The organism is Mesorhizobium sp. C268A, assembly GCF_040324475.1.
Lineage (GTDB): Bacteria > Pseudomonadota > Alphaproteobacteria > Rhizobiales > Rhizobiaceae > Mesorhizobium.
Map to the genome: position 1 here is coordinate 1,081,032 of NZ_JAMYVX010000001.1, position 12,073 is coordinate 1,093,104.

At 63.0% G+C, this 12,073-nt stretch carries 12 protein-coding genes; 5 read left to right on the forward strand and 7 right to left on the reverse strand.

Annotated elements, in window-relative coordinates; genetic code table 11:
• Positions 1–136 precede the first annotated feature (136 nt).
• Together pssA and NKL06_RS05535 are read right to left on the reverse strand one after the other, a co-directional pair.
• Positions 137–952: a CDP-diacylglycerol--serine O-phosphatidyltransferase gene (gene pssA / locus NKL06_RS05530; RefSeq protein WP_023672701.1), complete on the reverse strand. Its 816-nt coding sequence runs from the start codon at positions 950–952 to the stop codon at positions 137–139.
• Between the two features lie 3 nt (positions 953–955).
• Positions 956–2,014 (reverse strand): phosphatidylserine decarboxylase, encoded by a 1,059-nt coding sequence (locus NKL06_RS05535; RefSeq protein WP_348625509.1) that lies wholly within the window; start codon positions 2,012–2,014, stop codon positions 956–958.
• On the opposite strand from NKL06_RS05535, the gene NKL06_RS05540 reads away from it, so the two are divergent.
• Positions 1,920–2,600: a lysozyme inhibitor LprI family protein gene (locus NKL06_RS05540; protein ID WP_198027081.1), complete on the forward strand. Its 681-nt coding sequence runs from the start codon at positions 1,920–1,922 to the stop codon at positions 2,598–2,600. The two genes, NKL06_RS05535 and NKL06_RS05540, sit on opposite strands and share 95 nt — an antisense overlap.
• An 11-nt stretch (positions 2,601–2,611) precedes the next feature.
• Here NKL06_RS05540 and NKL06_RS05545 read toward each other — a convergent pair whose 3' ends face one another.
• On the reverse strand, positions 2,612–3,871 hold the full coding sequence (locus tag NKL06_RS05545; protein WP_023693983.1) for a DMP19 family protein: 1,260 nt from the start codon (positions 3,869–3,871) through the stop codon (positions 2,612–2,614).
• Positions 3,872–4,094: 223 nt separating this feature from the next.
• Here NKL06_RS05545 and NKL06_RS05550 point away from each other — a divergent pair, with 223 nt between their 5' ends.
• Positions 4,095–4,985 carry an SMP-30/gluconolactonase/LRE family protein gene (locus NKL06_RS05550; protein WP_031208691.1) on the forward strand — a complete coding sequence of 297 codons (891 nt, stop codon included), beginning with the start codon at positions 4,095–4,097 and terminating at the stop codon, positions 4,983–4,985.
• Here NKL06_RS05550 and NKL06_RS05555 read toward each other — a convergent pair.
• From NKL06_RS05555 to NKL06_RS05570, 4 genes are all read right to left on the reverse strand, one after another.
• Positions 4,964–5,299 carry an antibiotic biosynthesis monooxygenase gene (locus NKL06_RS05555; protein WP_023685667.1) on the reverse strand — a complete coding sequence of 112 codons (336 nt, stop codon included), beginning with the start codon at positions 5,297–5,299 and terminating at the stop codon, positions 4,964–4,966. The two genes, NKL06_RS05550 and NKL06_RS05555, sit on opposite strands and share 22 nt — an antisense overlap.
• Before the next feature lie 282 nt (positions 5,300–5,581).
• Positions 5,582–7,462, reverse strand: coding sequence for an ABCB family ABC transporter ATP-binding protein/permease (locus NKL06_RS05560; RefSeq protein ID WP_023693985.1), 1,881 nt, complete (start codon positions 7,460–7,462; stop codon positions 5,582–5,584).
• Positions 7,463–7,486: 24 nt separating this feature from the next.
• Positions 7,487–7,822 carry an ArsR/SmtB family transcription factor gene (locus NKL06_RS05565; RefSeq protein WP_023693986.1) on the reverse strand — a complete coding sequence of 112 codons (336 nt, stop codon included), beginning with the start codon at positions 7,820–7,822 and terminating at the stop codon, positions 7,487–7,489.
• Positions 7,823–8,052: 230 nt separating this feature from the next.
• The gene (locus NKL06_RS05570) at positions 8,053–9,681 is read right to left on the reverse strand and encodes a LysM peptidoglycan-binding domain-containing protein (RefSeq protein WP_352580048.1); all 1,629 of its coding nucleotides are present in this window, start codon (positions 9,679–9,681) and stop codon (positions 8,053–8,055) included.
• Between the two features lie 125 nt (positions 9,682–9,806).
• Here NKL06_RS05570 and NKL06_RS05575 point away from each other — a divergent pair, with 125 nt between their 5' ends.
• The 3 genes from NKL06_RS05575 (at position 9,807) to NKL06_RS05585 (ending at position 12,043) form a co-directional block, all read left to right on the forward strand.
• Complete coding sequence (locus tag NKL06_RS05575; RefSeq protein ID WP_023673582.1) at positions 9,807–10,418, forward strand: LOG family protein; 612 nt, start codon at positions 9,807–9,809, stop codon at positions 10,416–10,418.
• Complete coding sequence (locus tag NKL06_RS05580) at positions 10,405–10,680, forward strand: hypothetical protein (RefSeq protein WP_023731441.1); 276 nt, start codon at positions 10,405–10,407, stop codon at positions 10,678–10,680. The genes NKL06_RS05575 and NKL06_RS05580 overlap by 14 nt, the downstream gene beginning before the upstream one ends.
• 121 nt (positions 10,681–10,801) lie before the next feature.
• Positions 10,802–12,043, forward strand: a complete 1,242-nt coding sequence (locus tag NKL06_RS05585) for a sulfotransferase family protein (RefSeq protein ID WP_023692882.1) — start codon at positions 10,802–10,804, stop codon at positions 12,041–12,043.
• Positions 12,044–12,073: the final 30 nt, after the last annotated feature.

A 12,073-nucleotide genomic window follows, 5' to 3' on the forward strand; every position in this document is an offset into this window, starting at 1 on the left:
ATGGCCGGCAGGCCAGAGGGGGTCGCCTCGCGTGAAGCGCCGACGTCCTCTTCGCTCAAACGAGGTCGCGTCCGGGGCGTACCGACCCCCTCTGTCGCCTTCGGCGACATCTCCCCCTCAAGGGGGGAGATAGCAACTACCCAATATCCGACGGCGGCACTTTTTCGCCCTCGCGCTTGGCGCGCTTCGAATACGCCCGCACGCTGAAAGGCAGGAAGATGAGATAGCCTGCGACAGAGGCGGTCAGCGTGTACCAGGGATAGGTCATCAACAGCAGGACGTAGAGAACGACCGCCAGGATGATCGGCAGCACCTTGTCGCCCGGCACTTTCAGGCTTTTGCCGGAATAGACCGGCAGCCGGCTGACCAGCAGGAAAGCGACCAGCACAGTGAAGCCGGTGGCGACGAATGCCGTCAGGCGGTCCGGCTCGAGACCGAGCCGCAGGAAGGACAGATAGAGCGGCAGCATAACCAGCACGGCGCCGGCCGGTGCCGGCACGCCGACGAAGTATTCGCTCTGCCAGATCGGCCGGTCATGGTCTTCGTCGAGCACGTTGAAGCGCGCCAGCCGCAGGCCACAGGCGATGGTGAACAGAAGAGCTGCGATCCAGCCGAAGGAGCCGGCGCGGTCGAGCAGGAAGGCGTAGAGCACCAGTGCCGGCGCGACGCCGAAATTGACGATGTCGGCCAGCGAATCCATCTGCGCGCCGAATTTGGATGTCGCCTTCAACATGCGCGCCAGGCGCCCGTCTATGCCGTCCAGGAAGGCGGCGAGCAGCACCATCACCACGGCCGGCTCGAAACGGCCCTCGAAGCCGAAGCGGATGCCGGACAGGCCGGCGCAGATGGCAAGCACGGTGACCAGATTGGGCAGCACCATGCGCATCGGAATTTCGCGGATGCGCGGGCCGCCGCTGCCATGGGCCTCGAACTTTTTGAACGGCGCGCCCACCGCTTACGAAATCCTGACGAGCGGGGTTGCGGCGACGCCGCCGAATTCGGCGAGCACGGTTTCGCCGCCGACCGCCGTCTGGCCGACGGCGACGCGCGGCACCGCGGTTGACGGCAGGAAGACATCGACGCGCGAGCCGAAGCGGATCAGGCCAAAGCGTTCGCCGACGGCAATGGAGCCGCCGGTCTCGGCCCAGCAGACGATGCGGCGCGCCACCAGGCCGGCAATCTGCACGGCGACAACGATGCCGTTGGGACTGTCTATGACCAGCCCGTTGCGCTCGTTCTCCGAGCTTGCCTTGTCGAGTTCGGCATTCAGGAACTTGCCCGGCCGGTGCTCGATTTTGGTGATGCGGCCGCGCACCGGAGCGCGGTTCACATGGCAGGAAAAGACGTTCATGAACACCGAGATGCGGGTCATCTCGGTGTTGCCGAGGCCAAGCTCGCGCGGCGGCACGGCCGGGCCGACCGCCGAGATGACGCCGTCGGCGGGACTGACCACCAGCCTGTCATCGACCGGGGTGACACGCTCGGGGTCACGGAAGAAATAGACGCACCAGGCGGTCAGGATCAGGCCGATCCAGAACAGCACCGAGGAGAAATAGCCGAGGAACAGCGTGCCCGCACCAAAGGCGGCAATGAACGGATAGCCCTCGCGATGGATCGGAACGAAGGCATTCTTGATCGAATCGACAAGGCTCATCGGATGGGGCTCATGGGATGGGAGCGGTCCCTGTTTCAGGTCCGGCCTCAATACCGGAAAGGCTCCGCTGCCGCAACGCAACATTGGGCAAGGCCGCATCGTCCGCAGCCGGCAGGAACGGTGACGTGCTTGCCTGTCGGCTGCTTTGCCGCCAGAATTCGGGCCAACGCCGGCTGAACGCGCGGCGAAAAGGCCGACTGCCATGGCGCCAAATTCAGGCAAAACGTATCTTGTTGCCATACGATCGTCAGCCGTGGGTGCCGTTTTGACCGTACTTGTGGCAGCGAGCGACCACGCAGTTGCGCAAGGCAAGCCATCCTTCGACTGCGCCAAGGCCGCCAGCGTGGCGGAAAAGGCCATTTGCGCCGATCCGGTCCTGGCGCAAGCCGATGCCGACGTCGCGAAGAATTATACCGCGCTGCTGAAGAGGCTCGATGCTCTTGCCGGCAAGGCGCTGCGGGACGACCAAAGCGATTTCATCGCGTATCGCGACCAGATCGCCGGCTTCAACGAAAGTTCGCCCAAGAACCAACAGACTTTCGATCTCGGCGAATTCCTGCGCGACCGCGCAACCTTCCTGTCCGGCATACGCAAGCCCCCCGATGCAGGTTTGATCGGCACATGGAGCAGCGTGCGCGGCAGCGTCGACATCAAGGCTGTTGGCGGAGGCAAGGTCGAAATCTCGGAAGATGTCGTTTCCAATCCAGTCTCGGGAAGTGGGTCATGCGAGATCGACGGCACGGTCGAGGAGCGCAACACTCTGCGGCTGGTCGACCGTGCCTTCGACAACGACAACCCAACCGGTTTTGTCTTTACCTTCCGACGCGACGGCGATGCGCTTGTCGTCCAGCAGAGCGGCGCCGGCAAGGATGGCAGATCGGAGCCTCTGTCATGCGGTGCCAACGGCCATGCCGATGGCACGTTCTTCCTGACGGAGAAAAAGTAGGCTTGCTGTCGCTAACCCGCCGCAGCGGAGCGATCAAAGTGGGCATTGAGCTCGGCCATAGCGGCCTCAGCGAGGCTTTCATCATCCTTGCCGCGCAAGAGCACACCGCCGTTCCGCAACGATTGGAAAAGGAAGACTTGGCCTGATGCCAGCACCACCCAATTCACGATTGCTCCTTCCTCCTTCTGCACCACCGAATTCGCAGAAACGATGGCATCCGTCGGGTCGAAGCCTGCCTTGCGGAGCAGGAGGTCGACGGCGGCGGGAGCATGGTATTGTTCCGCCAGCTCAATGACCGCTGTGATCTCGGGCTCTTCAGCAATGCCAAGCTTGGCGCCAACTTTCGGGGCGTTAGCCGCTAGCGGGCTCTCGCCTGGCGGTATGACAAGCAACTCTTCTGGAGCGATGTACTCGTAGACTGTGACGTGTGTCTCCGTCGCACTGCATAGTCGGGTCTTCTTCGCGCTGGTCTGAAGTTGAAAAACCAGCTGTTTCTCTCCTTCTATGTTCAGCATCCTTGCCATGCCGAACGCGATTTTGATCTCGGGCGGCGCGATCTTGGCGCAGGCAAGGCCGGCCCCGACATCGCGCCAGCTCAAGATCATCTGGCCTGCCAAGTTGCCAACGGACTTATGAAGAAGCCTGCCTTCGCGCTTCGGATTGGCCATCACCAGCCGGTGTATGACGTCGTCGTAATCGTCACTATCGACAACTTGCAGATCAGGCCATGACGCGATCCAGCGCGCCAAAAGGTTTTCCATGGGCGCGGCCTCATCCGCAACGTAGAACGCATGATCAAGTGTATCGAGAAAATCATCCCGCCCGCCCTCGAAGCCCGTCTGCTGGGCGGCTTCGTTGGGATAGTCTGCAATCCAGCTGGACATCTTTTCCAAAGTCGCAAGCTGGCCCTTTGCGCCACAAGCAGTGAGTCCAGCTCGTGCGTTGGCAATCATGGCGCCGATTTCCTGCCCGGCATTGTGGATGAATTGACTATGGCCGCCGTTCTTTACCTCCGAAGAGTACGAGTCGGCATGAAGGACCTGCATCGCCTTGGTGTCGATTTCGGGATAACGATTGAGTCCTTTGGAAACCATCGCTGTGACGAATTGCATGACAGCGAAGACGAGAAAAAACGGCTCTTCATCAGGATCCTCGACGTTCGAACGCTGTACGACGACCGGCAACGGCAGGCCGAATTCCAACTGCTTTCCAGAATCTGATGCCGACTTCTCGGGCGTTTTCTTGGATTTGCGGGAAAAGAAACCGAACATCGAAAATACTCTCTAGGTCGCAAAACTTGCGCGAACGGGTTATTTCCGACGCGACAATATCAGCTGCCCTCAAGGATTAAAGGCACTCTGATCCAGAGGCATCCGCACGATGGTTTGCCGAAATTGTCGACGGTGTCGGGGCGCCACAGATTCATACGTCCTTGGCAGGAAAGCGCTTCGCGACAATGCCGAATTGCGGCGAGTCGACAAACCAGGGTCAGAGATGCCATCCTCGAAATCAGTCGCCCTGAACGCCAAGGTCATTACAGAAGGCCTCGCTTTCGGAGAGTCTCCCCGCTGGCACGACGGACGCCTGTGGCTCTGCAACTGGGGAACCGGAGAGATCGTCGCGGTGGATGAGGACGGCGGGAACCAGGTGATGCTCACCGTGCCGGCCATCCTGCCCTATTCGATCGACTGGTTGCCGGATGGCCGATTGCTGATCGTCTCGGGTCGGGATGGCTTGTTGCTGCGGCAGGAGGCGGATGGAACGCTGGCCACCCATTCCGATCTTCGGTCGCTGTCAAACAGCCCGTGGAACGAGATCGTCGTCGACGGGCGCGGCAACATCTATGTCAATGGCGGCGGGTCGGCGCCTGCACCGGGCGAGCATTTCGGGCCCGGCACCATCGTGCTGATCACGCCGGACGGCTCGGTTCGACAAGTGGCCGAGAACATCGCTTTCGCCAACGGCATGGCGGTGACGCCGGACAACAGGACACTGATCGTGGCGGAGTCGCATGCCAACCGGCTGACCGCCTTCGATATCGCGGAGGATGGCGGGCTTTCCAACCGCCGGGTCTGGGCCGATCTCGATGGCTTTCCCGACGGCGTCTGCCTCGATGCCGAAGGAACTGCCTGGTATGCGGATGTTCCCAACAAACGCTGTGTGCGGGTGCGCGAAGGTGGTGAGGTCTTGCAGTGCGTCAATGCCGATCGCGGCTGCTTTGCCTGCATGCTCGGCGGCCTGGATGGCAAGACGCTGTTCATCGTTGCCGCCCAATGGCGCGGCTTCGAACATATGATCAGCGATGCCCGCACCGGCCAGGCAATGAGCGTCGAAGCGCCCGCACCTGGCACGGACTGGCCCTCCTACATCTCAGGCAGACGCTGATAATTGGCGATATCGGCCTTCACACCCAGCCGGGCAATGGTCTCCTGCGGGTTGAAGCCCGCCCGCTCATGGGCTGCCTTGACGATCGGCACGACATTGTCGACGGCCGCCTGGTTTTCCCATTCGACAATGGTGACCAGGTTGAACTCGCCCGGGCCCGAAAATTGCTCGAGCACGAAATCCTGGACGAAGCCTTGCTGCAGGCGCAGCAGTTCATGCGTTGCCCTGACCTTGCGAAGGATTTCTTCACGGGCCTCGGCAGGAACGACGAATTTGTCGACCCTGAACACGGCTGCCTCGGCAAGTTTATCCATTTGAATCTATCTCCGTTCTTGAACGACTTGGGTTCGGTGGCTCAGGAACGGGTTTGCGATCTCAACTTAGGTTGAGGTCAAGGGGAAATTTTCGGTGGTGATGATGGAGACGACGCTGCATATCTCCCCCCTCGTTGGGGAGATGTCCGGCAGGCGAGAGGGGGTCGGTTCGACTGGATGCGCCCCCCTTGCGACAGATGGAGGTTAGCGCTTCACGCGCGGTGACCCCTCTGTCGCCTTCGGCGACATCTCCCCCTCAAGGGGAGATTGGCGCTCCGCCACCTAGCTCAACTCCGACGTCCTTCTGCGCACAACCACACCCAACTCATCGCTCTCCCTGGCGATCCGAAGCCTCTCTTCGGCTTCCGTCGCTTCGCGCTGGCGGTCCCACATCGAGGCGTAGAGGCCGTGCTTTTGCATCAGCTCGGCATGGGTGCCGCGCTCGGCGATCTCGCCGTCCTTGAGCACGATGATCTCGTCGGCGGTGATCACCGTCGACAACCTATGCGCAATGACGATGGTGGTGCGGCCCTTGCTGACCAGGTCGAGGGCGGCCTGGATTTCCTGTTCGGTGTGGCTGTCCAGCGCCGAGGTCGCCTCGTCGAGCATCAGGATCGGCGGCGCCTTCAAAATCGTGCGGGCAATCGCCACGCGCTGCTTTTCGCCGCCCGACAGCTTTAGCCCGCGCTCACCGACCATCGAGCGATAACCTTCCGGCAGCCGTTCGATAAACGGGCCGATCTGGGCAAGCTCGGCGGCTTTCTGCATATCCTCTTCGCTGGCACCGATGCGACCGTAACGGATGTTGTAGGCGATGGTGTCGTTGAACAGCACGGTGTCCTGCGGCACCATGCCGATCGCGCCGCGCAGGCTCTGCTGGGTCACATCCCTGACATCCTGGCCGTCGATCAGCACCTGACCGCCCTGGACGTCGTAGAAGCGGAATAGCAGCCGCGAAATCGTCGACTTGCCGGCGCCGGACGGTCCGACAATGGCGACCGTCTTGCCGGCCGGCACCTCGAAGGAGACACCTTTCAGGATCTTGCGGTTCGGATCATAGGCAAAATGCACGTCGCGGAACTCGACCTTGCCGGCTGTAACGGCGAGTAGCTTGGCATCCGGCTTGTCGGTGATTTCCTGCGGCACATCGAGCAGGTCGAACATCTGCTCGATGTCGGTCAGCCCCTGGCGGATTTCGCGGTAGATGAAGCCGATGAAATTGAGCGGCACCGCAAGCTGCATCAGCATGGCGTTGATGAAGACGAAATCGCCGACCGTCTGCGTGCCGGCCTGCACCTCCAGCGCCGACATGCACATGACGATGACGGTGCCGAGACCGAAGATGATGCCCTGGCCGAAATTCAGCCAGCCGAGCGAGGTCCATATCCTGGTCGCCGCCATTTCATAGCGCGCCATCGAACGGTCGAAGCGCTCAGCCTCCATACCCTCGTTGTTGAAGTATTTGACCGTCTCGTAGTTGAGCAGGGAGTCGATCGCCTTGGTGTTGGCGTCGGTGTCGCTGTCGTTCATGTCGCGGCGGATCGAGATCCGCCAGTCGCTGGCGCGAACCGTGAACCAGACGTAGAGCCACACCGTGGCCGCCACCACGACCACATATTTCCAGCCATAAGTGTAGGCGAAGATGCCGGTGGTCAGCGCGAATTCGAGGATGGTCGGCGCCGTGTTCAGCATGATGAAGCGCACGATCGTCTCGATGCCCTTGGTGCCGCGCTCGATGATGCGCGACAGGCCGCCGGTGCGGCGCTCGAGGTGAAAGCGCAGCGACAGCTGGTGCATGTGAACGAAGGTGCGGAACGCGAGCTGGCGCACCGCATATTGGCCAACGCGGGCAAACAGCGCGTCGCGCAGCTGGTTGAAGCCAAGCTGCACCAGCCGCACGACATTGTAGGCGACGACCAGCATCACCGGCGCCAGCAGGAAGGATGGCAGCGGCGGCGGCGATTTGGCGTCACCGGCCAGAGAATCGGTCGCCCATTTGAAGAAGTACGGCCCGGCAACCAGTGTCAGCTTGGCAACGACCAGAAGCAGCGTTGCCCAAGTGACGCGTGCCCTGAGATCGGCGCGGTCGGCCGGCCACATATAGGGCCACAGATTGCGCAAGGTGCTGAAGGTCGAGCTATCGGAAACGGTTTTTTCTGCCACTTGTCTTGCCTTTTGGGTGAGAAATCAGCGGCCGGAGCAGCAGGAATTGACGAGTGCGGTCAGCGATGCGGAAACGTCGGCGAGCGCGGCGCGGTCGAGTTGATAGCGCGAGCGCTGGCGGTCGGGCTCGAAGCGGACCAGCCCGGCTTCGACCAGGATCTTCAGATGCTGGGACACGGTGGACTGCGCCAGATCGAGATGATCGACCACCTCGCGGCAGCAGCAGGAATTGCTGGCCGAGAGATGTCTAAGGATCTCGATGCGCGCCGGGTGCGAGAGTGCGGCGAAGCTCGCGGCAACGGCGCGGCTTTGGGGCGGTGCGCAGTTTGCGTGGTCTGGTTCAGTGAGCGAGTCTGCCATCGTTCATCGGCGATAGACGATGAACGGGTGCGTGGCAAGCTAACCCGATGGGTAGAGCGACCTAATCTCCCCCCTCGAGGGGGAGATGTCGCCGAAGGCGACAGAGGGGGTCGGTACGTCCTGATGCAACGTCGTTTGCAGCAAAGAGAAGGTCGGCGTTCTATGCGCGGCGACCCCCTCTGGCCTGCCGGCCATCTCCCCCTCAAGGGAGGAGATCAAGCGCTCGGCCGCTACTGCGTCTTCGCCGGCGCCGTTGTCACCTGCTCGCCCATCGCCTTGAGGTCGGCGGCTTCGCCTTCCTTGGACTTTTCCGGAACCTTGAACACCTGCCCCGGCCAGATGCGGTCGGGATCGCTGATCTGGTCCTGGTTGGCGAGATAAATGGTCGAGAAGCGCACACCGTGACCGTAGACGCGCCGTGAGATCCGCCACAGCGTGTCGTGCCTGCGGATGATGACCGCGCCGTCTGCATGTTCGAGCTTTGGCGCCACCGTCTCGGGCAGGTCGGGCGTTGCCGCCGCGACGACGGCTGGAGCCTCAGCGGCGGGCGCTGCCGGTGCGGCTGGTGCGGATGCGGCAGCAGCCGGTGCGGGCTTCGCAGGGGCAGCCGCGATAGTGGCTGGCGCCGCAGGCTTCGGAGCGGCCGGTGCTTCGGCAGCAGCCGGTGCGGCCGGCTCAGCAGGGTTTGCTTCGGCGGGCTTGGTCTCGGTGGGCTTGGCCTCCGCGGGCGCCACGGCGGCGATCGCTTCGCCGGGTTCGCGCTCGAACGGCACGGCGGCGCGGGCCACGACCTTCACGCCGTCGGCGTCGAGACCGTCGACATGGATGGTGTAGCTGCCGACCGGGATGTCGCGCGTCGCCTCGACCAGGAAATGACCGTCGGGCGAGGTCACCGCATCGCCAAGCAGGATATCATTGGCATAGGCGCGCACCTTGCGGCCGGCGTCAGCCAGACCGGCGACGAAGATCTTGTTGCCGTCGATCTCGACCGCCTCGACGACGATCTTGGGTGCAGCCACGCCTGCCGCCGGCGGCGCTGCAGGTACTGCTGGCGCTGCAGGGGCAGTTGCGGCTTCCACAGCCGGAGCAGCAGGTGCTGTTTCAGCGGCCACGGCAGGCGCAGCCGTAGCAGGCGCCTCAGCGGCTGGGGCAGCGGCCTGATCGCCGGCGGCCGGTGCCGCGGGCTTGGTCTCAGGCGCCGGGACGCTAAGCAGCTCGGCCGGCTTGCCGGGTTCCTCGACCATCGCCAGCACCTGGCCGGCGGCGTCCTTGGGAACCGAAACGACGGCGGTCTGCACGGAAGGGGTAACCACATCGCCGGCCGTCGCGCGCAACCCAATCGTATAGTCGCCGGGCTTCAGCGGATCGTCGAGAACGATGACGAAGGCGCCGTCCGGACCGGCGACAGTCGAGCCAAGCACCGAGGAGCCGTTGAGGATCTCGACCTTCGAATTGGGCGCAGCATTGCCGGCAACGACGATCGAGCCGTTGCTTTCGACGCGCACGACGTCGAAGCTCGGCGCAACCGGGCCGGCCGCGGCCGGCGCTGGGGTTGTTGGGGCAGCAGCGGGCGCGGCAGGTGCCGCCGGAGCCGCAGCTTCGGTCGCGGGAGCCGTTGCGTCGGCAGGCGCGGGTGCTGCGGGAGCCTTGGCATCGGTGGGCGCGGCGGGCGCCGGCGGCAGCCTTCCCTCGGTCCCCGGATCGGCCGGCTTTTCAGCCGGCGGCGTCAGCGATGCAATCGCCGCAGGCGGCGTGGGATTCAGATACGGGTCGAGTGCGCCCGATACATAGGCGGTTCCGACGACCGCGACGGTCCCACCGGCCGCGAACAGAAACGCCTTCAATGGATTAACAGCCATATTTCCCCTACCCCTTAGCCACCTGAAGCCGGTCTAGCGTGTTTTGCCGGCACCGACAAGAAAAAGCCCGGGCTTGTCAGCCCTTGGGGCTTGACCCCGCATTCAGACCCAATCACCAATCACGAATGAACACGATTCGATCCGTCTGCGTCTATTGCGGCTCGTCTCCGGGCCGCGATGAAATCTATGCCAAGGCCGGGCACCTGCTTGGCCGCTCGCTCGCCAAAGCCGGCCTGCGGCTGGTCTATGGCGGCGGCACCAAAGGCATTATGGGCGCAGTCGCCGAAGGCGCGCTCAAGGCCGGCGGCAAGGTAACGGGCATCATTCCGCGCTTCCTCATCAACAAGGAGGCGACCGAAACCGCGCTTGACCGGCTCGACGAGTTGCTGATCACCGACAACATGCACGAGCGCAAGCACAAGATGTTCGAGAAATCCGACGCCTTTGTGGCGCTGCCCGGCGGCATCGGCACGGTCGAGGAAATCGTCGAGATCATGACCTGGGGCCAGCTCGGCCATCACCGCAAGCCGATCGTCTTCGCCAACGTTCAAGGATTCTGGGATCCGATGCTGGCGCTGCTCGACCATATGGCCAGCGAAGGCTTCATCCACACCGCGCAACGGGTCAAGCCGCTGGTGGTCGAAGACCCCGAGGCCATCGTCGCCGCCATCATGGTGGCGGGGTCGTCGGTCGATGCGCCGACGGAAGGCGTGCAGTCTGTAATTGACAAGATGTGAGGACGAAGCCGGCCTTGGCGCAGGCGGCCAGGAATTGAGCCCGGTTGGTGTCGTCGGCCTGGCGCATCAACTGCGCCGCGTCGTGCTGGCGCTCAAGGCTGCCGGCTACGAAACACTGGGCAACATCTGGATCGGCGACAGCAACAAGGCCAGCCTGGCCCAGAAGCAGAAGTCCAATGCGAAGCCACTGATCGACTGCATCTGCTTGGCAAGGATCTGTAGCGTTGGGGCAGCTGACTTCGATCTGTCCAGCTTTTCTTGAGCTCCGTCTTGTGCGCAATGTAAGCACGTTGGCGACGATTTCCATTTGCAGCCCGCTTCGCAGTTGGTTAACGGAGAACATTGGGCGGGAACGGAAATTTGGAGAGCGAGACAAAGGGGAGATGAATCCGCGCGAGCGATTGAAGGCCGCGAAGGGCGAGATCGCGTCGGAACCAAGGACGGCGATCCTGGTCCTCGGAATGCACCGCAGCGGCACCTCGGCGCTCGGCGCCCTCGTCGCCGCGCATGGAGCCACGCCGCCGAAACATCTGCTGCCCGGGAGCCTCCACAATCCCAAGGGACATTGGGAAAGTACCCCACTCACCATCGCCGACGACCACCTGCTCACGGCGGCCGCCTCCTCCTGGCAAGATTGGCTGCCGCTAGATCGGCAGTGGCTGCAGTCGCCGGCAGCCGAGCGATTTCGGCCCATGATGACGGCGATCATTGCCAGCGAGTTCGGCGATGCCCCCCTGTTTTTCGTCAAGGATCCGCGGATCTGCCGGTTCCTCCCCTTCATAGCCTCGATCCTGGCCGATCTCAGGATTGACCCGATCGCATTTCTGCCTGTCCGCAACCCGCTCGAAGTCGCCTGTTCGCTGCAGGAACGGGATCAAATGGAACTGCCGACAGCGTTCATGCTGTGGCTCAGGCACGTGCTCGAAGCGGAGCATCATTCGCGACACATGCCGCGCTGTATCCTGCGCCACGAAGACCTGTTGAGCGACTGGCGACATCAGATGGACCGCGCGGCCAGGGAGACCGGAATCGTCTGGCCTGTCACGTCCGATCAGGCCGACACCGCAATCGCCGAGTTCCTGGACAAGGACCTGCATCATCAGCGGGCCTCGGTCGCTGATCTGCAAAACCATCCGGATGCCACGCCATTAGTCCGCAGCGCCTATGCCATTTTGCGCAGTATGGCGTCTGAAGGCGACAGCCAGGACTTGCGCGACCAGCTCGACAGGGTGCGGGCGACGTTCGATGAGAGCTGCGATGTGGTTGGCAAGGCCGTTACCGCAGGGAACCTGGCCGCTAAACGGCTACACGGCGAACTGGAAAAGGGCATCGTCGAGCGTGACGCCCTCGCTGACGCCCAACAGGCCCTCATCCGAGACCGAGACAGCTTCATGGCGGAGCGTGACGCGCTTGCTCACGCCCAGCAGGACCTCATCCAAGCCCGAGACAGCTTCATGGCGGAGCGTGACGCGCTCGCCCTGGCCCAAGACGGCCTCGTAGCCGAGCGTAGCGCGCTGGCCAGGATCCGAGACGACCTGGTGGCGGAGCGCGATGCGGCGCTTGCGTCACGCAGCTGGCGATTGACCGGACCGTTGCGATGGGTGAGCTCCATTCGTCGGCGATAGCAGCAAACACTCTAAACGCTGCTCGACAAA

What these genes read in the sequence shown, in the direction of transcription:
- NKL06_RS05535 (WP_348625509.1), bottom strand. Translation starts at nt 2,014, where the DNA reads ATGGCCTTTTCCGCCACGCTGGCGGCCTTGGCGCAGTCGAAGGATGGC.
- NKL06_RS05545 (WP_023693983.1), bottom strand. Translation starts at nt 3,871, where the DNA reads ATGTTCGGTTTCTTTTCCCGCAAATCCAAGAAAACGCCCGAGAAGTCG.
- NKL06_RS05550 (WP_031208691.1), top strand. Translation starts at nt 4,095, where the DNA reads ATGCCATCCTCGAAATCAGTCGCCCTGAACGCCAAGGTCATTACAGAA.
- NKL06_RS05555 (WP_023685667.1), bottom strand. Translation starts at nt 5,299, where the DNA reads ATGGATAAACTTGCCGAGGCAGCCGTGTTCAGGGTCGACAAATTCGTC.
- NKL06_RS05565 (WP_023693986.1), bottom strand. Translation starts at nt 7,822, where the DNA reads ATGGCAGACTCGCTCACTGAACCAGACCACGCAAACTGCGCACCGCCC.
- NKL06_RS05570 (WP_352580048.1), bottom strand. Translation starts at nt 9,681, where the DNA reads ATGGCTGTTAATCCATTGAAGGCGTTTCTGTTCGCGGCCGGTGGGACC.
- NKL06_RS05575 (WP_023673582.1), top strand. Translation starts at nt 9,807, where the DNA reads ATGAACACGATTCGATCCGTCTGCGTCTATTGCGGCTCGTCTCCGGGC.
- NKL06_RS05585 (WP_023692882.1), top strand. Translation starts at nt 10,802, where the DNA reads ATGAATCCGCGCGAGCGATTGAAGGCCGCGAAGGGCGAGATCGCGTCG.